Origin of the sequence: Klebsiella sp. K47 (genome assembly GCF_051858335.1) — a bacterium.
In the GTDB taxonomy this organism is placed as follows: Bacteria; Pseudomonadota; Gammaproteobacteria; order Enterobacterales; family Enterobacteriaceae; genus Klebsiella; species Klebsiella pneumoniae.
In genome coordinates this window covers 35,936-58,628 of sequence record NZ_JBPYUI010000029.1, presented here as the reverse complement: position 1 = coordinate 58,628, position 22,693 = coordinate 35,936, and the positions used below count along the sequence as shown (strand labels likewise).

The window sequence follows — 22,693 nt, the reverse complement described above, 5'->3', positions numbered from 1 at the left end:
CAGCCCGGCCAGCAGCCGGCTGGCCAGCTCTCCGGTGGCGGCCTCAAAGGCGCCCACCATCGCGGCGATTACCCCCTGACCGGCCAGCATGTTACCCGCCGCCACGCAGTTATCCCCCGCCAGGGCGCCGCCGATCCCGAGGGTGAACTCCCCGCTGAACACCGCCGTGTCGCCGTTGGCGTCAATCGCCGCGACCTGGCGATATTCGCGGAAGCGATCCTCCGCCAGGGCCAGGTTCAGGGCCTGCTCAACGCTGGCCCCCGCTTCGAGCGCGCTGAGGATCTGCGGCCCCAGCGACGGCAGGGTTATGTTCTGACTGGCGACCGCGCCGACGCCGGGCAATAGCCACGGACAGCGCGATCCCACGGCCATGCTCGACGAACTAATGGCAATGCCGAGCTGACCTGATTCCGGGCAGCGGGCGCTAATAGAGAGAGTCATTCTGCTGCCTCCCCCTGCCAGTCGTCAGGGATCACCGCCGTAACGTCAATCTCCATCAGCCACTGCGGCTGCGCGAGGGCCGACACCACCACCCCGGTGGAGATGGGAAAGACACCTTTTAACCATTTGCCCACCTCCTGATAGACCGGCTCGCGATAGCGGGGATCGATCAGATAAGTAGTGGTCTTGACGATATGCGAGAGGTCGCTTCCCGCCTCTTTCAGCAACTGTTCAACATTCTTCATTGCCTGCTCCGCCTGCGCCCGCGGGTCGCCGAGGCCAATCAGATTGCCGGCGAAGTCGGTGCCAACCTGGCCGCGAACGTAGACGGTATTGCCGGCCCGCACCGCCTGGCACAGATCGTTGTTCAGCGCCTGGTTCGGGTAGGTCTCTTTGGTGTTAAACATGCGAATACGGGTATGAGTTGGCATCAAAGCACTCCTTAAGGAAAACGGTTAACAGGACGGCTGGTAACGCTGGTACTGGCGCTGAATGGCGATCTGGTCGGCAATATATTTGGCATCGTGCCAGACGCCCCAGATAAAGGTGGACCCGCGCCGCGAGAGCCACGGCAAGCCGAGGAAATAGACGCCCGGCTCCGTCGATACGCCGCGGTGATGCTGTGGCCGCTGTGCGTCATCGAAGGCGTTGACCTTCAGCCAGCGATAGTCAGTGGTGTAGCCCGTCGCCCAGATGATGGTGCAGATCCCGGCCTCGGCCAGATTGAGACTGAGCAGCGGGTCGGTAACGCAGGCCGGATCGGGCAGAAATTCGCGGGCGGAGGGCTCTTCGGGCAGGTCCATGCCGTTGCGGGCCACCCACGCGTCCGCGGCGTCGAGCAGCGCAAGGTAGGAGGCATCGCCGCGGCGGATATTCTCCGCCAGGTCGGGGTGAAACAGTGCTTTGTCACCGTCAAAGCCGCGGGTCTGCCCCACTAACGTGACCCCCTGATGCGCCAGCTGGCGAAAATCGACGGTATGGCCGCCGCGCGCGCCGCTCACCGCGATAGTGACATGCTCTTTACCCGGCGCATTGGCCGCGGCATCCCACATTCCCAGCACCCCGAGCCACCAGCAAAAATCGCGCTGACGATAGCGACGCGGCGGGCGGTCGTGCGCTCCCACCGACAGCCACACCGCGCGTCCGGCTCGCTGTAGCTCATCGGCAATCTGCACGCCGGAGGATCCTGCGCCAATCACCAGCACACCGCCCTCCGGTAGCTGCTGCGGGTTAAAATAGTGCGCGGAGTGGAGCTGCTGAATAGCCTGACTCTGTGGGGCGATGGCCGGGATCACTGGCCGCTGAAACGGCCCGGTGGCCGCTACGATCCGCTGCGCTTCAATCCCCCCCTGCGAGGTGTCAATACGAAAGCCCGGCCGTCCGACGAGGCGTTCGGCGCTGAAAACCTCCACCCCGGTACGGATCGGCGCATTGAAGCTGCGGGCATAGGCGGCAAAATAGTCTGCCACCTGCTCTTTGCCGACAAAGCTGTCTGCCGGGCAGTCCGGGAACACCATCCCCGGGAACCGATCGTGCCAGGCCGGGCCGTTGGCGACCAGCGAATCCCAGCGTCCGCTGCGCCAGGCCTGGGCAATACCCTGCTTTTCCAGCACCAGGTGGGGGATATCCAGCCGGGTCAGATGCTCGCTCATGGCGACGCCCGCCTGCCCCGCGCCCACCACCAGGGTATCGATCTCGGTAATCTGTTCAGTCATTTCGCTATCCTTCAAGCACAGTTGCCGACGACGTCGCCGGAATTGACGGCTTTCAGGTTATTTAACTGTGACGAATTGGTAAAATATTATAAAACGATCGACTGAATAGAATTTTGCGAGGCTGAGTGACGACAAAAAATAATGCCTGCCGGATCGACAGGCGTTATTTCAGGCGTGAGTTGGGGTTAATTCGATGCTGCGACAATAATCCATAAACAGTTGCGTCGGCCGCGTGGGCTCATTATTCGCGAGATGCGCCATAATTAAGGTCGAGGCGGGCATCTCGTCGGCAATATCCCGCTGCACCACTCTTTCACCATCGTAGGTCATGTCGCAGCAGGGCCGGGTGACCAGTACCGAAAAACCCAACCCCTGACCCACCATACAGCGCACCATTTCAATGGAGGGGGAACTGTAAGCCACTTCCGGGTGATAACCCTTTTCCTTAAAGATGGAGATAAAATAATTTTTACTGGGGACCGCATCGAGGAGGATCATCGGCTCACGGCTCAGCTCCTGCAGCGTCACCTGCGCCTTCTGCGCCAGCGGATGCGCGGCGGGCAGCAGCGCGTAGGGTTTATGCGGGGCATTGAGCCGTTCTTTATTGATCGAATGGCCGAGCTCCAGATCGTAGACCAGCGCCAGGTCGAAGCGGCCGCGGTGCAGGCCATGCATCAGCTCATGCTGTTCGCCGTCGTACAGATGCAGGGTGATTTCCGGATAGCATTTCTTAAACCCGGCCACCAGCTTCGGCATATACAGCGGGGCCACCGATTCAAAGCAACCGATGGAGATCATGCCAGAAACCAGCTCTTTATCCGCTCGCGAATTCTGTTCGAACTCCCAGGACAGGCGCAGCAGCTCTTTCGCTTTATCGTAGATCCGCCGACCGCTGGAGGTGAGCGAAACGCCCTGCGCGTGGTGGCGAATAAACAGCTGCTGGTCGAAGGTGCTCTCCAGATTCTTGATGGCAATCGAAATCGACGGCTGCGCAATGTGCAGCTGGCGGGAGGCCTCGGCGATACTCTCCGTCTCCACCACGGTGACGAAATATTTGAGCTGCTTCAGGGTAAATCGGTTCATAGCATCACCATTGATAAAATATGGTCCGGCGCACGTGGGGAATAGTTTTCCTCTAAGTCCCAAGCAATCCGCGTGCCACCCCCGGAAAAGAGCGGCGCGTTGCCCGACAAGGGGCGGCAATATTTATTATTGCTCTACGCCCGCGTGGTTTATTTCCGCCGTTGCACCATCATGCGCCACGCTGCACGCCAGACAGGCAGCAGCTGCCCCAGTTTCGCGCAAAATACCCTTCCCCCACAAAATGGCGTTATTGAATTACTGTCATTGTTTTTAAATTGTTTACACAAAGTATCTCAGCAATCACTTTAAATTCCATATCGTTAATATCGTTGTATAGTTTTTTTAAACTTAAAGGCCAAAAATTTACTAATTGCCTCTGAAAGCATCCTGCCAGCATAGTGTATTCGCACGATGAATACCGGTGGCTCCCCATTACGGCACAGCCGAGCCACTTTAATTTTTGATAATTATGACGAGTGAAATAGCCCATGACGTTTAACTGGAACTACATGTTAAGCCTGCTCAGCGATGCCGATTTTTGGTGGGCCACCTGGACCGTCATTAAATTAAGTCTGCTGACCTGGGGCTGCAGTATTGTGCTCGGATTTATTCTGGCGCTGGCCAAACAGTCGCCGCGCGGCTGGTTATCCACCCCAGCCCGGCTGTATATCTGGTTATTTCGCAGTATGCCGCTGCTGGTCCTGCTGATTTTTGTCTACAACATGCCGCAGGCGCTGCCCTCCTTCGCCCCGGTGCTGAACGATCCCTTCTGGGCCGGCCTGCTGGCGATGGTTCTCAGCGAAGCGGCTTATATCGCCGAGATCCACCGCGGCGGATTGATCTCCATCCCTCGAGGGCAGAGCGAAGCCGCGCGGGCCCTGGGGTTGCGCTACGCCGGGATCCAGTGGCGGGTGATCATCCCCCAGGCGCTGCGCGTCGCCCTGCCGGCGCTGGCCAATGAATATATCGCCATCGTGAAGCTCAGTTCACTGGTGTCGGTGATCTCCCTGACCGAAATATTGATGGTCGGCCAGCAGCTCTACTCGCAGAACTTTCTGGTCATGGAGACGATGACGGCCGTGGCGTTTTATTACATCTTTATCGTCACGGTGTTCGATTTTCTGCTGAAACGGCTGGAGAACTACCTTGACGTAACCCAGCGCAATACCGCTCGTCCGGTAGATGCCGAGATGCAGCGGCTGGCCAGCGCCCGCCGCCCGGCGATGGCGCGCAGCGTCACCCAGAGTCATGAGCCGGCACTGCAGGCCTCTAAGCTGCATAAGGCCTACAACAACGTCGAAGTGCTGGGGGCGGTGAGCCTGCAGATCCAGCCCGGCGAGGTGGTCTCGGTCATCGGTCCGTCAGGCTCGGGGAAAACCACCCTCATTCGCCTGCTGAACGGTCTTGAGCAGATCGATAACGGCGAAATTCAGATTAACGGCCAACCCTTTATTCACCTCGACCGCCAGGGGCAGCAGAAGCCGCGCTTTATGGAGAATGCCGAACATCGCCTGAACATCGGCATGGTGTTCCAGAGCTTTAACCTGTTCCCGCATCTGACCGTGTTCGGCAATCTGCTGCTGGCCCCGCGCTATCACCATCTGGCAAGTGACGCGGAGCTGCGCCAGCACGCCTGCGAACTGCTGCACAAAGTGGGCATGCTGGAGCACGCCTGGAAGTATCCACACCAGCTCTCCGGCGGACAGCAGCAGCGGGTGGCGATCGCCCGCGCCCTGATGATGCGTCCGCAGATCATGCTGTTCGATGAGCCCACCTCGGCGCTGGATCCGGAAAAAGTGAATGAAGTGCTGCAGGTTATCGAATCCCTGGCCCACGAAGGCATCACGATGGTCATCGTCACCCACGAGATGAACTTCGCCTTCAAAGTGTCTGACCGGATCGTGTTTATGGAGAAAGGCCGGGTGGTGTGCGATGACACGCCGCAGGCGATGCGTAGCGGGCATCACCCGCGGGTCGAGGCCTTTCTGAAAGATGTTTCTCTGGCTTAACTATCGGAACGTGAAGAGGAAAAACTATGATTGCGCAGTGGCAAATTGATCAGTTTCATCAGCAGGGTTTTCTAGTGGTCGAAGAAGTGCTTTCCAGCGCTGACATCGCCGCCCTGCAGAGCGATTTCGACGGCTGGGTCGAGGAGAGCCGCCGCCACGCGACGGCGTGGGGAGAAACCCTCGACGGGCGGCCACGTTTCGATATCGAACGCGACCATGCTCCCGACCATCCGTCGCTGCGCCGGGTCGCCTCCCCGACGGAGATCTCCGAGGCCTATCGCCATACTGCGCTGAATTCGCGGATGGCTACCATCGCCGCGCAGTTGATCGGCGGCAGCGGCACCCGCTTTCATCACAGCAAAATTAACTCCAAGCTGCCGCACACCGCCACCGAGGTGAAATGGCATCAGGATTTCCTCTTCACCCCACACAGCAATGACGACATCATCACCGCTCTGCTGATGGTCAGCGAGGTGACGCCGGAGAATGGCCCGCTCAACGTGGTGCCGGGCAGCCATCAGGGGCCGCTGTGGACCCACTGGCAGGAGGGGCGCTTCACGGGGGCGGTGGATGATGAGGTGGTGGCGACGCACTGCCAGCAGCCGCAGGCCTGTTTTGGCCCGGCGGGCTCGGTCTGCTTTATGCATACCCGCCTGCTGCACGCCTCCAGCCCCAACGAGACCGCCCTGCCGCGCACCCTGTTCATCAGCGTCTACGCCGCCGAGGATGCGCTGCCCTTCGGCGAAAACCCGCTGCCGAGCCGCCATGCCGGCCAGCTGGTGGCCGGGGAAGAGAGCGGTCTGGTGCGCAGCACCGATAACCAGCTTCGCCTGCCGCAGAAGCCGCGCGGCGCTTCGTTTTTTGTTCAGCAGGCCGGTACCGATCGCGCCAGCATGTAATTCGCCCACACTCCGGAGGTTTTATGACACGCTTTTTCGCACCACGCCCGCTGGCTCTGCTGCTCTGCGCAGTGGGGGCTCTGACATCCCTGAACGCGCTGGCCTTCCAGCAAAGCGGTAAGATCACCGCTGGTTCGGACATGACCTTTTTCCCTTACGAGTACATGGAGAACAATAAGCCGGCGGGGTTTGATATTGAACTGCTCAACGGCCTGGCGAAGAGCATGGGCCGTGAAGCAGTGAATATCGATACCCGCTTCCCCAACCTGATCCCCGGGCTGCAGGGCGGGCGCTTCGATATCACCAACTCGTCGATGTACATTACCGCCGAGCGCCTGAAGGTGATCGACATGGTGCCGTACCTGAAAAGCGGGGAGGCGATCCTCGCCCGCAAAGGGAGCGACTACCAGCCTAAGACGCCGGAAGACTTCTGCGGGCATAAAATCGGCTCGATGGGCGCCACCTCGTGGCTGGCGCAGTTGCAGAAGCTTTCCGCCGACTACTGCGTGAAGAAAGGGCTGAAGCCAATTGCGTTGAGCGTCTATACCACCGACCCGCAGACCACTCAGGCGCTGCTGTCGCGCGCAGTGGATGCGCAGATCACCGACGCCGCCGTGGCGCGCGGGGTGGTGGAAAAGCTGGGCAACCGGGTGGTTATCTCCTCTGACACGCTGATCTATCCGGTGCTGAACGGCTTTGGCGTTAAAAAAGGCAACATGGAGGTGAAAAACGCCCTCGAAGAGGCGCTGAAAAAATACAGCGCGACGCCGGAATATGCCGCCCTGCTGAAGAAATATCACTTCCAGGCGCCGACGGAAGAGGATCTGCAGACCCTGATGCCGAAAGCGGAGTAATGCCCATGCGCGATTCCGATGAAGAGCAGATCCGCATCGACCTGGCGGCCACCTTTCGCATCATTGCCCATCTCGGCATGCATGAGGCGGTGGCCAACCATTTCAGCGCCGCGCTCTCCGCTGACGGGAAAACGTTTTTACTCAACCCGAAGTGGAAACACTTTTCGCGCATCCGCGCCAGCGATCTGCTGGTGCTGAACGCCGATGATGAACGTTGCGCCGCGCGCCCTGACGTCGATGCCACCGCGTGGGCCATCCACGGGCAGATCCATCAGCGACTGCCCGACGTGCGGGTGGTGCTGCATCTGCACCCGGTGTACACCACCAGCCTCGCCTGTCTGGCGACGCCGCAGATCCTGCCCATCGACCAGAACACGGCCCGCTATTTTAACCGGGTCGCCGTCGATACCCTGTACGGCGGGATGGCGGACACCGCGGCAGAAGGCGCCCGGCTGGCGGGGCTGCTGGCAGATAAACGCCGTCTGCTGATGGGCAACCATGGGGTGCTGGTGACCGCCCCGAACATCGGCGAAGCGTTCGACGATATCTGGACCCTGGAGCGCGCCTGTCAGATCCTGATCACCGCCTGGTCAACCGGCCAGCCGCTGAAGGTGCTGTCAGACGCGGTGGCGGAAAAAACCGCCCAGGACTGGGAGAAGATTGCCGATTTCTCCAGGCAGCACTTTGCCGAGATGAAGCAGTTGATGATCGACCTCGATCCCTCGCTGGTGGACTAACCCCGCGCCAGCCCGGGTCAGCCCGGGCCGTCGCTGGCCGCCGCCAGCAGCGGCACGATGATATCGCTGAGCGGCGTCGGAATGCCGTGCTGACGTCCGCGACGCTGCACCACGCCGTTACGAATATCCCACTCCAGCGGTCGGCCATTCAGGCGATCGATCATAATCGAGGTGCTTAAGTCGGCAGGCGCCCGGTGAAAGCCGGCGATAATCTCCTCCGGCACGTTGTCGCTCAGGGCGGCCCCTTCCGCCCGCGCCACCTGTAGGCATTCGCGCAGATAAGCCAGTCCGAGGGCAGTGATGTCCTCCCGGGCGAACATCCCGGCGCGGCGTCCGGTCAGCACCATCAGACCGGCAACCGCGTTCTGCAACAGTTTGCGCCAGGCCACGGTGGTAAAATCAGCCGCCAGGTCCACCGCGCAGCGGGTTCCCGCCAGCGCCTGCTGCACCCGCTCTGCCCCCGGCAGATCCGGCAGCGTCAGGCGCGGCGTGGCGCGCAACCAGACAGAGGCACCGGCATCGCGCTGCGCCGGGAACCAGACCACCGACGGCAGCACCGTCGCGCCGCCGGTCAAGGGGGCAAACTGCTGGCGCTGCTCAACGCCGTTTTGCAGCACGCACACCACGGTGTCAGGGGGAACACAGGGCCGTCAGCCAGGGGGCGATGGCCTCCGTCTGGGTAGTTTTCACCGCGACAAAGACCAGGTCGAAGGGGGCGGCTATCGCCATCGGGTCGGTGTGCACCGGGCCGGGCACCACGATCTCACCCTCGTCAGTGCGCAGCACCAGCGCCGAATGGGCGGTACGCCCGCAGACCATCGGCGCCCTCCCCCTCTCAAACAGGGCGGCGGCAATCGTGGTGCCGATGGCGCCGGGACCAATTAGCGCAACCTTAGGAAATGCTGTCATGCCGAAGACCTCCTGATGATTCACCGCCCAGATTAGGCAAAGATTGCCCTCCACAGTAGCGAGAAAGACCGGAAGTCGGCAAGGGGCGCGTCGGGAAAAGCCTTTCGCCTTCCCCGACGGAGGGCTAGTAGCGCACGCAGACGGATTTGGTTTCGCACCAGCCGTCGAGCCAGTCAGGGCCGAAATCGCGGCCGGTACCAGACTGCTTCATGCCGCCGAAAGGCAGGTTGGCGTCAATCAGGGTATGGCTGTTGACCCATACCGTTCCCGCCTGCAGACGGTCGGTGTAGTTCAGGGCCTGGGTCAGATCGCGGGTCCAGACGCTGGCGGTCAGACCAAAATCGCTGTCGTTGGCCAGGCGCAGCGCCTCCTCGCCATCGGCCACTCGCACCAGGTTCACCACCGGGCCAAAAACCTCCTCACGGCTGAGACGCAGTCCGGCGTCGGGGTTTACCACCAGCGTTGGCGGAATATAGTACCCTCCCGCATCTGGTCCGGCGCTGCCGCTGATGAGTTCTGCCTTCTGCTGGCGAGCCTCTTCGAGGTAGGCCGCCACCTTGTCGCAGTGGGCCCGGGAGACCACCGGGTTGATCTGCGCCGTCTCCTGCATCCCCGGCCCCACCTGCAGCGATTTCACCGCCTGCTCGAAGCCGCTGACCAGGGTGTCAAACAGCGGCGCTTCGATGTAGATCCGCGAGCTGGCGGCGCAGACCTGCCCCTGATTGAGGAAGCTTCCGGTCATCAGCCCCTCAATAACCCACTGGGGGTCGGCGTCTTTGAGCACAATCGCCGGATTCTTGCCACCCAGCTCCAGCGTCACGCGGGTCAGGCGGTCGGCAGCCACGCGGGCAATCTGTTTCCCGGTCGCCGTCGAGCCGGTAAAGCTAACCTTCGCCACCTGCGGATGGGCGGTCAGCGCCGCGCCGCAGCCGGCGCCGCTGCCGGTGACCACGTTGAACACCCCGTCAGGAATGCCCGCCTGGGTCGCCAGCTCCGCCACCCGCAGCAGGGTCAGCGGGGTGGTTTCCGAGGGTTTGATGACGATCGAACAGCCCGCCGCCAGGGCCGGCATGACCTTCCACATGCCGATCATCAGCGGGAAATTCCACGGAACGATGCCCGCCACCACCCCGACCGGCTCTTTTTTGGTCCACGCCTGGTAACGCGCCCCTTGCGGGAACGGGATCGAAACGTCCAGCGTCCGGCCGCTGATCTTGGTGGTCAGCCCCGCGGTGTAGCGCATCCAGTTCAGGGTGCAGCCGACCTCAAAGGCGCGGGAGATGGCAATGGATTTCCCCTGCTCGAGGGTTTCCAGTTGCGCCAGCTCTTCGCCGTGCTGCTCCACCAGATCGGCAAAACGCAGCAGGATGCGTTCACGGTCAGCCGGGGTGCGCCCGGCCCAGCGGCGATCGACAAAAGCGCGCCAGGCGGACATCACCGCCCGGTCGACATCCGCCGGGCTGGCGTCGGCGGTGGTGGCAATCGCCTGCCCGGTGGCCGGATCCCAGACGGTTAACCGGTTTTCGCTCTGCGCGGCGCAGGGGGCGCCGTCGATATACAGGCCATGCTGACGGTCTAAAAACTGCTGGACGCTGGCAAGCAGCGCTATCTGTGAGGTGGACATACCCTTTCCTTATTCATCGCGGATAGTGCTTTCAGTCTATGTCTGGTTGGCGGTTGGCGCTTTTTTCTCTGTGACATTCGTTTGCGCCGCTGTGACAGTCGCCGCAATTCCGTCGTCTGCCCTCGCAGAAATGTGCCGCGGGTAATAGTTCTTTCATATACCCGCCATCGCGCCCTTGCCTGAGGCGACACAAATGCAACAATGCGGAAACATTGTTATTAGAGGAGAAGGGCGAATGATGACCACGGCAGAGGGAGGGCTGGCGTATCAGCGCTGGCTGGCGACGATCAATCAGGTCTGCGGCCATTTCGCCGCCCGGCCGTTGGAGGAGAGTTTCCACGGCGAGATTGACGCCCGCTACGCCGGCAGCCTCAAGGTCAGTACCGTCACCGCCGCCGGCGTCAATCTCTACCGCACGCGCAATGAGATAAAACGCGATAACGACGCCTGGTTCTATACCGTGTTTCAGCTCGCCGGCGAAGCCATCCTCGAACAGGACGATCGCCAGGTGACGCTGGCGGCAGGCGATATCACGTTAATCGACGCCGCCCGCCCATGCTCCATCGTCTGGCAGCAGACCTCGCGTCAGGCCTCGCTGCTGCTGCCGCGCCAGCGGGTGGCGCCCACAGGGGACATCACTACCGCCTGCCGGCTGGACAAATCTCTGCCAATGGTCCAGCTCAGCCAGCGACTGCTGCTGGAAAGCATGGGCGGCACGACGCTCTCCGCCAGCGAGAGCGAAGCCGCGCTGGAGGCGATCGCCTGCCTGTTGCGCCCGGTGCTGCATCAGCGCGATCCTGCCCCTTCCCGGCGGGAAAAGCAGTTTCAGAAGATTATTGCGTTAATCGATGCGTCCATTCAGTCGGAGCATCTGCGCCCGGAGTGGCTGGCCAGCGAGACGGGCATGTCGGTACGCAGCCTGTACCGGCTGTTTGCCGACCAGGGGCTGGTGGTGGCGCAGTATATTAAGAACCGGCGGTTGGATCTGTGTGCCCAGGCGTTACAGAACGTCCATGACGATGAAAAGCTGGCGGGGATCGGCTACCGCTGGGGCTTCAGCGACCACAGCCATTTCTCCACCGCCTTTAAGCAGCGCTTTGGCGTCACCCCGGGGGAATACCGCAAGCGCTGTCGCTAATTATTTGCGCAGCCACTGGCCGTTCAATCCCTGGACGTACTCCCCGGGCTGCGCGCGGGCCACCAGCTTCTGCCCGGCCATTTTCGCCACTTCATCCACCGGCAGATTGTTGTCATCCGCCAGCTGCTGGTAGCTTTCGCTGCGCGCGGCGTTAATCTGCTTTACCAGCGCCAGCGTCTCTTTATCCTGACGCAGCGGCGCGAGATAGCCGTTCAGCGTCTCCCCCACTCGTCCCTGCTGGCGCGCTTCGCTCAGGGTCAACGCCAGCGCGGGCGCGCTGAGTAAAGCCAGTGTCAGCGCCGCGGTTAACAGTCGTTTTCTCATCGTCGCCTCAGAACAAATCGCTGCGGGATTTGAGCAGGTTTTCCACATCCTTATCGACCTTGATATGGATCTCATGCTCAATTTTGACATTCATATTGATGGTGATGGGCTCTTTCGACGCCGCGATTTCGATGCGCGGCGTACAGCCGGCGAGCAGCATCGACGCCGCCATGGCCAGTAACAGCTTCTTCATTTAGGTTCCTTACATGTCTTACCGTCCGTACAGCGCCGTACGGGCAGCGTAGCATTCTGCTCGAGCCACGCCTGTAAATTGTCGCCGAAGCGCAAACTGCGCCACAGGTCGAAAATATTCTCTTCATGAGCGTAGTTTAAATGCACGGTACTGTTTTTCCCTTCCACCCGGCTGGTGCCGTTGATGCTGGCCTTAAGCGTCAACACGCCCAGATTATCGAGGTTAATCTGCGTCCACGAGCGGGAGATTTCCATATAGCGCAGCCAGTTAATCGCCGCCCCGGCGGAGACATTATCCGCCACCAGCGCATCGGCGGTGTCTTTATCCAGCCGTAGGGTCATCGGTCCGTCATTGCGCAGCCAGCCGTCGTGGATGATCCATTGATTATTCTCCAGCCACAGCGGCAGCGCGCCGCTCACCGCGCCGGACATGGCGAACTGTTTCACCTTGACGGCGCTGGTCAGTTCGCTGCTGGAGATATGCTGCAGGCGGATCAACGCCGGGTCGCGCTGCGGCATACGCAGCTGCAGCAGCGTCAGTTTCCCGCCTAACAGATCGACGCTGACGTCGCTGAGCTGCAGCGGATTGGCCTCGCTCCACGGCCAGGTGCCCTGCAGGTCCGCCGTCAGATTACGCGCGGTGACCTGGTTGACGATTTCGCCAATGCGCAGGGAGACCGGGCGGCGGATGCCCAGCTGCCAGTGACCGTCGCTGAAGCGGAACGGCAGGACGAAATCGACGCCGTTGATCTGGTTATCCGGCATCCAGGCGCTGCCGCCCTTCAGGACGCCATGGCCGCCCGCCTCAAATCCCTGCCCGGCTGCCGCCGAGAAGGCCACCTGCGCGTAGAGACTGCCTTCACGCAGGTTCATCTTCCAGTCCGGCGGCACCAGCGGCTGGAACACCGTTAGCGACTGTTTTGGCCACCACGCCTGGCCGCGCAGCCGTTCGCCATCCCAGCGCCCGGACAGACGCACCGGACCGATAGCCTCGGCATGCAGGGCGCCGGTGAACTGGAACCACGTCGGGTCCCGACCGTCGAGGGCGAATTTCAGCGTTGAGGCCGGGAGATAGCTGCCGCCGGAGAAGGTGGTTTTGGCGGCGTCCAGCGACAGCGCGCCGGTCAAGCGCGGATGCTCAGCATCGCGCAGCCAGCGGATCGGCTGCTCGAGGGTCAAACGCGGGGTGCTGACCCGCATTGTGCCGTACTCAAGCTTATCGAAGCCGGTGGAGAGGCTGCTCAGGGTAATAGCATTGTCGCGCCACTCCCCGCTGCCCTTCACATCCCAGCGCGCCTGCATCGGGGTAAAATGTCCCTCGCCCCAGTAGCGCCACTGCCAGCGGCCGCTGTCGGGCAGAAAATCGCTCGCCTGACCGTCCAGATGCAGCGTAAAGTCGCCCATCTGCTGCTCATGGGCGCGAAGGATCGCCTGCAGGCGGCCATCGACGCCCTGCTGAGTGACCTTAACCCCGGCCAGCGGCCAGCGGATTTCGTCAATATTCAGCGCGTCGATCACCCGCCCGCGCGAGCGCAGCAACGCACCGGGGTGAAAAGCCAGCTGCGGGCTGATCAGCGGCCCGCTGAGCTGAGCCGGCAGCGCCGCGTATAGTATCATCTCCCCCAGCTTGGCCTCGCCGGTGAGCCGCAGCGGCAGATCGCTGTTATCCATGCTCAGCTTGCCCGGACCAATATTCAGTACCGCATTGCCCTTCCCGGCATGCCCCTCGGTGAGAACATTCAGGCGACCGCTGACGATCATCTGTTCGGTGCCCTGCTGCCAGTTACCCACCGACAGCGCCACCCGCCCGCGCAGCGGATACGCCTCGTAACGGGTGCGCCAGCGGCCGTCGCTGATAGTGATCCGCTCCGGGGTGATCTCCCACGGCAGGTCCAGAATAGGCTCTACCTCACCCCGCGGGGTGACCAGCAGTTGGCCGCGATTGTGCTGCCACTCGAGCTCAGCATCGATCCATTCCGCAGTCTGCGGGAATTCGAAGGTGCCCTGCATCTGACCGTCGACCGGCAGACCATCCGGCACCAGCGGCAGATGGAAGGTCCCCACCAGCTTCACCGGCGGCTGATCGTCAGTCAGCCGGGCGCTGAACTGGCTGACGGTGAGTGCCTGGCCGCGCAGGCGCGCCTGCAGACTCAGTTCCTTCCCGGCAAAGCCGATATCCTGCTGCGCAGGCGTTAATGACATTACCAGCCGCCCCTGCCATTTCTCCCACGGCGACAGCCGCAGATTGTCAATGGTTAACCAGCTATAGGGCAACATCGATTGCCATTCGGCAAGCGTGCGCGGTGAACCGGGAGAGGGATCGCTGGCCGGCAGTTTGCTCAGGCAGGCGCTGTTGATCTCCAGCTGGCCAATATGCAGCCGCCAGCGGCTGGGACGCGAGAGACGGGCATCGGTCACCCGGGCGATTTCACAGTCGCCCACCAGATAACGCAGATCGGGGATCAGCAGGGCCGACCGCGTCAGGCGCGGGCTCTCCTGCAAAGAGATACGCGTGCCCACGGGCAGCCAGATGCCCGCCAGCGTCGGCACCCAGTGGGTTAGCGTCAACAGCAGGGTTAGCGGCAATAACACCAGAACTAACACCAGCGCGATGGCGGCTTTATATTTACCCTTCATGGGCAGTTAATATCCTGATTCAACATAAGTAAAAGCCGAAAGGCGTCCATTGTGACACGTTCGACCAGTGAGTGAAAGTTTACGGCCTGTTAAAGCATAGTTGCCAGCCGGACTCGCGGCGCGACGTTCGGCCATTATCATTTAACTGTTGTTTAAGTCGCCCCTGCCACACTCCAGCCAGACGGGAATAGCTTGCGGGAGAGGCGGTGTCGTTAATTATCTCGCTCATAGAGAGCGCACAGGACCACTATCCATGGGTATTGCTGATTGTTTTTCTGCTTACCTTCACTAAATCCTGCGCATTGGTCTCGCTGGCAATCCCCGGCACCTCCGGCCTGCTGCTGCTGGGGACATTCGCTTCCGCCAGCCTCGGACATTTCCTGTTAATGTGGTCCAGCGCCAGCCTCGGCGCCATCGGCGGATTCTGGCTATCGTGGCGGCTGGGCATTCGCTACCGTCATCGCCTCACCCATCTACGCTGGCTGACCGCCGAGCGTCTGGCCCGCAGCCGCCTCTTCTTTCAGCGCTATGGCCCGTGGGCTATCTTTTTCAGCCGCTTTCTCTCTCCCCTGAGGGCTACGCTGCCCTTCGTTAGCGGCGCCAGCAGTCTGCCGCTGTGGTCGTTTCAGCTGGCTAACGTCAGCTCCGGTCTGCTGTGGCCGCTTCTGCTGCTCGCCCCCGGCGCTTTCAGCCTCAGTTTGTGGTGAAAAAACTTTGTCTTTCAAAGAGATTCCGCAAGTCCGCGATATGCTCTAGAATTAGGATTAGCACCCTCTCATTAAACTATTTTTTAATAATTGTACGATTATTTTAAATATGCTACCGTGACGGTATAATCACTGGAGAAAAGTCTTATGAAAATCGCGGTTTATAGTACGAAGCAGTACGATAAAAAGTACCTGCAGCACGTTAATGATGCATACGGCTTTGAACTGGAATTCTTCGATTTCCTGCTGACAGCGAAGACTGCCAAAACCGCCAACGGTTGCGAAGCGGTATGTATCTTCGTCAATGACGACGGCAGCCGCCCGGTGCTGGAAGAGCTGAAGGCCCACGGGGTGAAATATATCGCCCTGCGCTGCGCCGGGTTTAACAACGTCGACCTTGAGGCGGCAAAGGAGCTTGGCCTGCGCGTCGTGCGCGTTCCAGCTTACTCTCCGGAAGCGGTCGCTGAGCATGCGATCGGTATGATGATGTCGCTTAACCGCCGCATCCACCGCGCTTACCAGCGTACCCGCGATGCCAATTTCTCCCTCGAAGGCCTCACCGGCTTCACCATGTACGGCAAAACCGCCGGGGTGATCGGCACCGGGAAAATTGGCGTAGCGATGTTGCGGATCCTCAAAGGCTTCGGCATGCGCCTGCTGGCGTTCGACCCGTACCCAAGCGCCGCCGCGCTGGAGCTGGGGGTGGAATATGTTGACCTCGCCACGCTGTACAAGGAATCGGACGTGATCTCCCTGCACTGTCCGCTGACCGACGAAAACTACCACCTGCTCAATCGCGAAGCTTTCGATCAGATGAAAGACGGGGTGATGGTGATCAACACCAGCCGCGGCGCCCTGATCGACTCTCAGGCGGCCATCGACGCCCTGAAGCACCAGAAAATTGGCGCGCTGGGGCTGGACGTTTATGAGAACGAACGCGATCTGTTCTTTGAAGACAAATCCAACGACGTGATCCAGGACGATGTCTTCCGCCGCCTCTCCGCCTGCCATAACGTGCTGTTTACCGGCCACCAGGCGTTCCTCACCGCCGAGGCGCTGATCAGCATTTCGGAGACCACTCTGGGTAACCTGCAGCAGGTCGCCAACGGCGAAACCTGTCCGAACGCCATCGTCTGACGCCTTTCCCTTTTGTGCTCCTCTCCCGGGGGGAGCACATTCAGATAATCCCCACAGATCCCTGCTGCGATACCGTTACACTGGCTTGGTTTTATTAGTTATATGATTGTTTTGGAGTGAAAATGAACAAATTTGCGGCGCTTCTGGCGGCAGGTATGCTGCTGTCCGGCTGTGTCTATAACAGTAAGGTGTCCACCGGTGCGGAACAGCTGCAGCATCATCGTTTCGTGCTGACCAGCGTCAACGGCCAGGCGGTCAACGCCAGCGACCGGCCGCTGGAGCTGAGCTTCGGTGAGAAGATGGCTATTACCGGCAAGATGTATGTATCCGGCAATATGTGCAACGGCTTTAGCGGGGAAGGTAAAGTGTCGGACGGCGAGCTGAAGGTCAAATCGCTGGCGATGACCCGGATGCTGTGCCACGACGCCCAGCTCAATACCCTGGATGCGACGATCGACAAGATGCTGCGCGAGGGTGCGCAGGTCGATCTGACGGAAAACCAGTTGACGCTGGCGACCGCCGACCAGACGCTGGTCTATAAGCTCGCCGACCTGATGCACTAGCCGGCGTTGAGGTGCCGCTGACGCTGCCCCGCGACGGGGCCGCTGTTAGTAGCCGCAGCTGCCACCCGCCAGCGCCTGCTCGCTGCAGCGTTTGCCGTTCGGCAGCGCGCACATGCCAATCGCCGAACCATCGAGCTGACGAGCCACCGATAACGAGCCGCCTATCATGGCGCAGTTGGCCTGACCGGCGTCGCTCATCGCCGCCCGCATTCCCGGCGTGACGTGCGCCGCCGTGGCCTGCTGAACGGGTTCACTACTGCACGCGGACAGCAACAGCGCCGCACATCCTACTAACATCGCAGCTCGCATTCTCTCTCCCCTCGGAAACGTCTTAAAAAAGCAAACCCCAGAATAATAGGCAGCGTGGCGGGCGGCGTCGAGAGGGGAAGTACGTATTTATGCGCCTCATTAACATTTTCTAGCAAATTTTCGCCTAAAGCTTGATCTGCCTCGGCCATGTCGCCCGGCGCAGGTGGTTCATCTCCCGGCAGGCAGCCATTTTCTCCGCGAACCACGCAAAATATTGATCTGGTCACGGGTACCCGGCGCATTGAGGACACAAATGCAAAAATGGCGGGGTCAGCGGTTTGCTAAACTACCCCTTATATAATTACAGGGCGCGTCGCGGTTTCACGCGTCCATTCTTTTGCGCAATGTAAGGGTGTCTTCATATGATTACGATTGATGGTAATGGCGCGGTCGCTTCCGTCGCGTTTCGCACCAGTGAAGTTATCGCCATCTACCCGATCACGCCCAGTTCAACGATGGCGGAACAGGCTGACGCCTGGGCCGGCAATGGGCTGAAAAACGTCTGGGGCGATGTTCCCCGCGTGGTCGAAATGCAGTCGGAGGCGGGCGCCATTGGCGCCGTACATGGCGCGCTGCAGACCGGCGCCCTCTCCACCTCCTTTACCTCATCGCAGGGCCTGCTGCTGATGATCCCCACCCTGTACAAACTGGCCGGCCAGCTGATGCCGTTTGTGCTGCACGTCGCCGCCCGCACTGTCGCTACCCATGCGTTGTCGATCTTCGGCGACCATTCCGATGTCATGGCCGTCCGCCAGACCGGGTGCGCCATGCTGTGCGCCAGCAGCGTCCAGGAAGCGCAGGATTTCGCGCTGATCTCGCATATCGCCACCCTGCAAAGCCGGGTGCCGTTTATTCATTTCTTTGATGGTTTCCGTACTTCGCACGAAATCAACAAAATCGCCCCGCTGGCGGATGACACCATTCGCGCCCTGCTGCCGCAGGATAAGATCGCTGAGCATCGCCAGCGCGCGCTCAACCCGGAACACCCGGTGATCCGCGGAACCTCGGCCAACCCCGACACTTATTTCCAGTCCCGGGAGGCCACCAATCCGTGGTACGACGCGGTGTATGACCATGTCGAGAAAGCGATGGACGATTTCGCTGCCGCCACCGGCCGTCAGTACAAACCGTTTGAGTTTTACGGCCACCCGCAGGCAGAGCGCGTGATCGTCATTATGGGCTCAGCCATCGGCACCTGCGAAGAGGTGGTCGATGAGTTGCTGAGTCGCGGCGAGAAAGTCGGCGTGCTAAAAGTCCGCCTCTATCGCCCGTTCTCCGCCGCCCACCTGCTGGCGGCGCTGCCGGAAAGCGCCCGCGCGGTTGCCGTACTGGATCGCACCAAAGAACCCGGCGCGCTTGCCGAACCGCTTTACCTCGACGTGATGACCGCCCTGGCGGAAGCCTTTAACCGCGGCGAGCGCGAGACGCTACCGCGCACTATCGGCGGCCGCTACGGTCTCTCCTCCAAGGAGTTTGGTCCGGAATGCGTGCTGGCGATATTCAGTGAATTGCAGGCCGCCCAGCCGAAGCCGCGCTTTACCGTCGGGATCTATGATGACGTGACCAACCTGTCGCTGCCGCTGGGCGAAAATACCCTGCCGGCAGAGGCCAAGCTCGAGGCCCTGTTCTACGGCCTCGGCAGCGACGGCAGCGTGTCAGCTACCAAAAACAACATCAAAATCATCGGCAACTCGACCCCATGGTTCTCCCAGGGCTATTTTGTCTATGACTCGAAGAAAGCGGGCGGCCTCACCGTCTCGCATCTGCGGGTCAGCGAAAAACCGATTCGTTCATCGTATCTGATTTCGCAGGCTGATTTCGTCGGCTGCCACCAGCTGCAGTTTATCGATAAATACCAGATGGCCGAGCGGCTGAAGCCCGGCGGCATTTTCCTGCTCAACACGCCGTACAGCGCCGATGAGGTCTGGTCCCGCCTGCCCCAGGAAGTCCAGGCCACCCTGAATCAGAAAAAAGCGCGTTTTTACGTGGTCAACGCGGCAAAGATCGCCCGCGAATGCAGCCTCGGGGCGCGCATTAATACCGTGATGCAGATGGCCTTTTTCCATTTAACCCAGATCCTGCCGGGTGATAGCGCGCTGGCGGAACTGCAGGCAGCCATCGCCAAAAGCTACAGCAGCAAAGGTCAGGAGCTGGTGGAGCGCAACTGGCAGGCGCTGGCCCTGGCCCGTGAATCACTGGCAGAAGTACCGCTCCAGCCAGTGAACGCCAGCAGTCCGAACCGCCCGCCGGTGGTCTCCGACGCCGCGCCGGATTTCGTCAAAACGGTCACCGCCGCGATGCTGGCCGGGCTCGGCGATGCGCTGCCGGTCTCTGCCCTGCCGCCGGACGGCACCTGGCCCATGGGCACCACCCGCTGGGAGAAACGCAACATCGCCGAAAAGATCCCCATCTGGAAGGAAGCGCTGTGTACTCAGTGCAACCACTGCGTCGCCGCCTGCCCGCACTCGGCGATCCGCGCCAAAGTGGTCGCCCCGGAAGAGATGGAGAACGCCCCTGCCAGCCTGCATTCGCTGGATGTGAAATCCCGCGATATGCGCGGGCAGAAATACGTTCTGCAGGTCGCCCCGGAAGACTGCACCGGCTGCAACCTGTGCGTCGAAGTGTGCCCGGCAAAAGACCGCCAGAACCCGGAGATCAAGGCCATCAATATGATGTCCCGCCTGGAGCATGTGGAAGAGGAGAAGGTCAATTACGAGTACTTCCTCAACCTGCCGGAAATCGACCGCAGCAAACTTGAGCGCATTGATATTCGCACCTCGCAGCTGATTAGCCCGCTGTTTGAATACTCCGGCGCCTGCTCGGGCTGTGGCGAAACGCCGTATATCAAACTGCTGACCCAGCTCTACGGCGACCGAATGCTGATTGCCAATGCCACCGGCTGCTCCTCCATTTACGGCGGCAACCTGCCCTCGACACCGTACACTACCGACGCCAACGGCCGCGGCCCGGCGTGGGCCAACTCGCTGTTTGAGGATAACGCCGAATTCGGGCTCGGCTTCCGCTTGACCGTCGACCAGCATCGCCAGCGCGTGATGCGCCTGCTGAGCGAATTCGCCGACAAGCTGCCGGCAGAGCTGAACGCGGCGCTGCACGCCGAGGCGACGCCGGAAGTTCGCCGCGAACAGGTGGCAGCCCTGCGTCAGGCGCTGGCCGGCGTGGCGGGAGCTGAAGAGCTGCTGACCGATGCCGACGCGCTGGTGGAGAAATCCGTCTGGCTGATCGGCGGCGACGGCTGGGCTTACGATATCGGCTTCGGCGGCCTGGACCATGTACTGAGCCTGACGGAAAACGTCAATATTCTGGTGCTGGACACCCAGTGTTACTCCAACACCGGCGGGCAGGCGTCAAAAGCCACCCCGCTGGGAGCAGTGACTAAGTTTGGCGAGCACGGCAAACGCAAGGCGCGTAAAGATCTGGGCGTCAGCATGATGATGTACGGTCATGTTTATGTGGCGCAAATTTCGCTGGGCGCGCAGCTGAACCAGACGGTAAAAGCGATTCAGGAAGCGGAAGCCTATCCGGGGCCATCGCTGATCATCGCCTATAGCCCTTGCGAAGAGCATGGCTACGATCTGGCGCTCAGCCACGACCAGATGCGTCAGCTGACCGCCACCGGCTTCTGGCCGCTCTACCGCTTCGACCCGCGTCGGGCAGACGAAGGCAAGATCCCGCTGGCGCTAGATTCCCGTCCGCCATCAGACGCGCTGGCCGAGACGCTGCTTAATGAGCAACGTTTCCGCCGCCTGAACGCCCAGCAGCCTGAAGTGGCGGAGCAGCTATGGAAAGACGCCGCCGCCGATCTGCAGAAGCGCTATGACTTCCTCGCCCAGCTGGCTGGCAAAGCGGAGAAATCGCCAAGCGAAGGTTAACCGCCCCGTCACCTTTGTCCATAAAAAAAGCCCGAACACAACGTTCGGGCTTGTCGTTTTACCGATAAACAACATCATTCCGCAGAATGAGACGGCAACAATAAATTATTGGCATGACAATAAAGGCATATAACGCGCAAATAATACGTGATTAGCCCGGGCATGTATAATTTTTATTTTGTATATTATCTATAAATGCATTCAGCATAATTATCACCATTTCATTGGTATTATTTATTTTAGATTTTACTTATATCGTAACAATTGAGTCTTACCGGATCTCAGACCGCTCCTTTAGCATGAGTTCACTTCCCACCCGGAAGTTAAAACATAAAAACAGTTAAAGGAATTTCTTCATGAAAAGAAAAGTACTGGCCCTCGTTATTCCGGCTTTATTAGCCGCCGGTGCCGCGCATGCGGCGGAAATTTATAATAAAGACGGGAATAAATTAGATCTCTATGGCAAGGTAGATGGTCTGCATTATTTCTCCAGCGACTCGAAAAAAGACGGCGATCAAACTTATTTACGTTTTGGCTTTAAAGGCGAAACCCAGATCAACGATATGCTTACCGGCTATGGCCAGTGGGAATATAACGTTCAGGCCAACAACACCGAGACCTCCAGCGATCAGGCGTGGACCCGTCTGGCATTCGCCGGTATCAAAGTGGGCGATTATGGCTCCTTCGACTACGGTCGTAACTACGGCGTGCTGTACGACGTTGAAGGCTGGACCGATATGCTGCCGGAGTTCGGCGGCGACTCCTACACCTATGCGGATAACTTTATGGCAGGCCGCGCCAACGGCGTCGCAACCTACCGTAACAGCGATTTCTTCGGTCTGGTGGAGGGTCTGAACTTCGCCCTGCAGTATCAGGGCAAAAACGAAGGCCAGAACGCGCAGGATATCAACGTCGGCACCAATAACCGCAGCAGCGACAGCGATGTTCGCTTCGACAATGGCGATGGTTTCGGCCTCTCCACTTCCTACGACTTCGGCATGGGCATCAGCGCGGCGGCAGCTTACACCTCGTCTGACCGTACTAACGATCAGATGACCCAGACCAACGCGCGCGGCGATAAAGCGGAAGCCTGGACCGCCGGCCTGAAGTACGACGCCAACGATATCTACCTGGCGACCATGTACTCTGAAACCCGCAATATGACCCCGTACGGCAATGACGGCGTGGCCAATAAAACGCAAAACTTCGAAGTCACCGCGCAGTATCAGTTCGACTTCGGCCTGCGTCCGGCCATCTCCTACCTGCAGTCCAAAGGCAAAGATCTGTACAATAACGGCCGCTATGCCGATAAAGATCTGGTCAAATATATGGACGTTGGCGCGACCTATTACTTCAACCGTAATATGTCCACCTATGTTGATTACAAAATCAACCTGCTGGATGGTAACGACAAATTCTACGAAGACAACGGTATCTCTACCGATAACATCGTCGCCCTGGGCCTGGTTTACCAGTTCTGATGCGCCTGCCCGCCGGTTCCGGCGGGCTTTCCCCCACCCGCCTC

General features: G+C 60.3%; 19 protein-coding genes and 1 pseudogene. 10 read left to right on the top strand and 10 right to left on the bottom strand.

The features are described 5' to 3' along the window. From RRF55_RS22870 to RRF55_RS22855, 4 genes are all read right to left on the bottom strand, one after another. A partial coding sequence (locus tag RRF55_RS22870) for a DUF1028 domain-containing protein (protein ID WP_191687030.1) occupies positions 1-441 on the bottom strand: 441 nt, incomplete at its 3' end. Further along, the gene (locus RRF55_RS22865) at positions 438-872 is read right to left on the bottom strand and encodes a RidA family protein (protein ID WP_004190423.1); all 435 of its coding nucleotides are present in this window, start codon (positions 870-872) and stop codon (positions 438-440) included. The genes RRF55_RS22870 and RRF55_RS22865, both read right to left, overlap by 4 nt. Before the next feature lie 24 nt (positions 873-896). Next, positions 897-2,156, bottom strand: coding sequence for a flavin-containing monooxygenase (locus RRF55_RS22860; protein ID WP_032414844.1), 1,260 nt, complete (start codon positions 2,154-2,156; stop codon positions 897-899). Positions 2,157-2,324: 168 nt separating this feature from the next. Beyond that, on the bottom strand, positions 2,325-3,239 hold the full coding sequence (locus RRF55_RS22855; RefSeq protein ID WP_004190428.1) for a LysR substrate-binding domain-containing protein: 915 nt from the start codon (positions 3,237-3,239) through the stop codon (positions 2,325-2,327). A 488-nt stretch (positions 3,240-3,727) separates the two neighbouring features. Between RRF55_RS22855 and RRF55_RS22850 the strand changes: the two genes are divergently transcribed. From RRF55_RS22850 to RRF55_RS22835, 4 genes are read left to right on the top strand one after another with little or no spacing between them, the layout of a single operon-like run. After that, positions 3,728-5,248 carry an amino acid ABC transporter permease/ATP-binding protein gene (locus RRF55_RS22850; RefSeq protein ID WP_087830518.1) on the top strand — a complete coding sequence of 507 codons (1,521 nt, stop codon included), beginning with the start codon at positions 3,728-3,730 and terminating at the stop codon, positions 5,246-5,248. A 26-nt stretch (positions 5,249-5,274) separates the two neighbouring features. Further along, positions 5,275-6,147 (top strand): phytanoyl-CoA dioxygenase family protein, encoded by an 873-nt coding sequence (locus RRF55_RS22845; RefSeq protein ID WP_016947241.1) that lies wholly within the window; start codon positions 5,275-5,277, stop codon positions 6,145-6,147. 23 nt (positions 6,148-6,170) lie between these two features. Continuing rightward, the gene (locus tag RRF55_RS22840; RefSeq protein ID WP_016947240.1) at positions 6,171-7,001 is read left to right on the top strand and encodes an ABC transporter substrate-binding protein; all 831 of its coding nucleotides are present in this window, start codon (positions 6,171-6,173) and stop codon (positions 6,999-7,001) included. Between the two features lie 5 nt (positions 7,002-7,006). Beyond that, entirely contained in the window at positions 7,007-7,738 is a 732-nt protein-coding gene (locus RRF55_RS22835; protein WP_016947239.1) for a class II aldolase and adducin N-terminal domain-containing protein, read from the top strand. 17 nt (positions 7,739-7,755) lie between these two features. On the opposite strand, the pseudogene RRF55_RS22830 reads toward RRF55_RS22835, so the two are convergent. Both RRF55_RS22830 and RRF55_RS22825 read right to left on the bottom strand, forming a co-directional pair. Continuing rightward, positions 7,756-8,647 (bottom strand): annotated as a pseudogene (locus RRF55_RS22830) (oxidoreductase). 124 nt (positions 8,648-8,771) lie between these two features. Continuing rightward, positions 8,772-10,271: an aldehyde dehydrogenase family protein gene (locus tag RRF55_RS22825; protein WP_004140136.1), complete on the bottom strand. Its 1,500-nt coding sequence runs from the start codon at positions 10,269-10,271 to the stop codon at positions 8,772-8,774. A 235-nt stretch (positions 10,272-10,506) separates the two neighbouring features. On the opposite strand from RRF55_RS22825, the gene feaR reads away from it, so the two are divergent. Further along, positions 10,507-11,409 carry a transcriptional regulator FeaR gene (feaR, locus tag RRF55_RS22820; RefSeq protein WP_004151588.1) on the top strand — a complete coding sequence of 301 codons (903 nt, stop codon included), beginning with the start codon at positions 10,507-10,509 and terminating at the stop codon, positions 11,407-11,409. Here the strand turns inward: feaR and RRF55_RS22815 are convergent, their stop codons facing one another. The 3 genes from RRF55_RS22815 to RRF55_RS22805 are packed head-to-tail and all read right to left on the bottom strand — an operon-like array spanning position 11,410 to position 14,562. Further along, entirely contained in the window at positions 11,410-11,733 is a 324-nt protein-coding gene (locus RRF55_RS22815; RefSeq protein ID WP_002902522.1) for a YdbL family protein, read from the bottom strand. A gap of 7 nt (positions 11,734-11,740) precedes the next feature. Next, positions 11,741-11,926 (bottom strand): YnbE family lipoprotein, encoded by a 186-nt coding sequence (locus RRF55_RS22810; RefSeq protein ID WP_002902519.1) that lies wholly within the window; start codon positions 11,924-11,926, stop codon positions 11,741-11,743. Then, a complete protein-coding gene (locus tag RRF55_RS22805; RefSeq protein ID WP_032414842.1) occupies positions 11,923-14,562 on the bottom strand; it encodes a YdbH family protein in 2,640 nt (879 codons plus the stop codon). The genes RRF55_RS22810 and RRF55_RS22805 overlap by 4 nt, the downstream gene beginning before the upstream one ends. 206 nt (positions 14,563-14,768) lie before the next feature. On the opposite strand from RRF55_RS22805, the gene RRF55_RS22800 reads away from it, so the two are divergent. The 3 genes from RRF55_RS22800 to hslJ all read left to right on the top strand — a co-directional run bounded on the left by RRF55_RS22800 (position 14,769) and on the right by hslJ (position 16,969). Beyond that, entirely contained in the window at positions 14,769-15,269 is a 501-nt protein-coding gene (locus tag RRF55_RS22800) for a DedA family protein (protein ID WP_002902516.1), read from the top strand. A gap of 147 nt (positions 15,270-15,416) precedes the next feature. Beyond that, complete coding sequence (locus tag RRF55_RS22795) at positions 15,417-16,406, top strand: 2-hydroxyacid dehydrogenase (protein WP_002902515.1); 990 nt, start codon at positions 15,417-15,419, stop codon at positions 16,404-16,406. A gap of 122 nt (positions 16,407-16,528) precedes the next feature. Next, entirely contained in the window at positions 16,529-16,969 is a 441-nt protein-coding gene (gene hslJ / locus RRF55_RS22790; protein WP_002902513.1) for a heat shock protein HslJ, read from the top strand. A 45-nt stretch (positions 16,970-17,014) separates the two neighbouring features. Here hslJ and RRF55_RS22785 read toward each other — a convergent pair whose 3' ends face one another. Continuing rightward, positions 17,015-17,278 (bottom strand): putative hemolysin, encoded by a 264-nt coding sequence (locus RRF55_RS22785; protein WP_004140155.1) that lies wholly within the window; start codon positions 17,276-17,278, stop codon positions 17,015-17,017. A gap of 362 nt (positions 17,279-17,640) precedes the next feature. Between RRF55_RS22785 and nifJ the strand changes: the two genes are divergently transcribed. Next, positions 17,641-21,168, top strand: a complete 3,528-nt coding sequence (gene nifJ, locus RRF55_RS22780) for a pyruvate:ferredoxin (flavodoxin) oxidoreductase (RefSeq protein WP_064153543.1) — start codon at positions 17,641-17,643, stop codon at positions 21,166-21,168. Between the two features lie 356 nt (positions 21,169-21,524). Then, on the top strand, positions 21,525-22,649 hold the full coding sequence (gene ompK37 / locus RRF55_RS22775; RefSeq protein WP_004176397.1) for a porin OmpK37: 1,125 nt from the start codon (positions 21,525-21,527) through the stop codon (positions 22,647-22,649). Positions 22,650-22,693: the final 44 nt, after the last annotated feature.

What these genes read in the sequence shown, in the direction of transcription:
- RRF55_RS22865 (WP_004190423.1), bottom strand. Translation starts at nt 872, where the DNA reads ATGCCAACTCATACCCGTATTCGCATGTTTAACACCAAAGAGACCTAC.
- RRF55_RS22860 (WP_032414844.1), bottom strand. Translation starts at nt 2,156, where the DNA reads ATGACTGAACAGATTACCGAGATCGATACCCTGGTGGTGGGCGCGGGG.
- RRF55_RS22855 (WP_004190428.1), bottom strand. Translation starts at nt 3,239, where the DNA reads ATGAACCGATTTACCCTGAAGCAGCTCAAATATTTCGTCACCGTGGTG.
- RRF55_RS22850 (WP_087830518.1), top strand. Translation starts at nt 3,728, where the DNA reads ATGACGTTTAACTGGAACTACATGTTAAGCCTGCTCAGCGATGCCGAT.
- RRF55_RS22845 (WP_016947241.1), top strand. Translation starts at nt 5,275, where the DNA reads ATGATTGCGCAGTGGCAAATTGATCAGTTTCATCAGCAGGGTTTTCTA.
- RRF55_RS22840 (WP_016947240.1), top strand. Translation starts at nt 6,171, where the DNA reads ATGACACGCTTTTTCGCACCACGCCCGCTGGCTCTGCTGCTCTGCGCA.
- RRF55_RS22835 (WP_016947239.1), top strand. Translation starts at nt 7,007, where the DNA reads ATGCGCGATTCCGATGAAGAGCAGATCCGCATCGACCTGGCGGCCACC.
- RRF55_RS22825 (WP_004140136.1), bottom strand. Translation starts at nt 10,271, where the DNA reads ATGTCCACCTCACAGATAGCGCTGCTTGCCAGCGTCCAGCAGTTTTTA.
- feaR (WP_004151588.1), top strand. Translation starts at nt 10,507, where the DNA reads ATGATGACCACGGCAGAGGGAGGGCTGGCGTATCAGCGCTGGCTGGCG.
- RRF55_RS22815 (WP_002902522.1), bottom strand. Translation starts at nt 11,733, where the DNA reads ATGAGAAAACGACTGTTAACCGCGGCGCTGACACTGGCTTTACTCAGC.
- RRF55_RS22810 (WP_002902519.1), bottom strand. Translation starts at nt 11,926, where the DNA reads ATGAAGAAGCTGTTACTGGCCATGGCGGCGTCGATGCTGCTCGCCGGC.
- RRF55_RS22805 (WP_032414842.1), bottom strand. Translation starts at nt 14,562, where the DNA reads ATGAAGGGTAAATATAAAGCCGCCATCGCGCTGGTGTTAGTTCTGGTG.
- RRF55_RS22795 (WP_002902515.1), top strand. Translation starts at nt 15,417, where the DNA reads ATGAAAATCGCGGTTTATAGTACGAAGCAGTACGATAAAAAGTACCTG.
- hslJ (WP_002902513.1), top strand. Translation starts at nt 16,529, where the DNA reads ATGAACAAATTTGCGGCGCTTCTGGCGGCAGGTATGCTGCTGTCCGGC.
- RRF55_RS22785 (WP_004140155.1), bottom strand. Translation starts at nt 17,278, where the DNA reads ATGCGAGCTGCGATGTTAGTAGGATGTGCGGCGCTGTTGCTGTCCGCG.
- nifJ (WP_064153543.1), top strand. Translation starts at nt 17,641, where the DNA reads ATGATTACGATTGATGGTAATGGCGCGGTCGCTTCCGTCGCGTTTCGC.
- ompK37 (WP_004176397.1), top strand. Translation starts at nt 21,525, where the DNA reads ATGAAAAGAAAAGTACTGGCCCTCGTTATTCCGGCTTTATTAGCCGCC.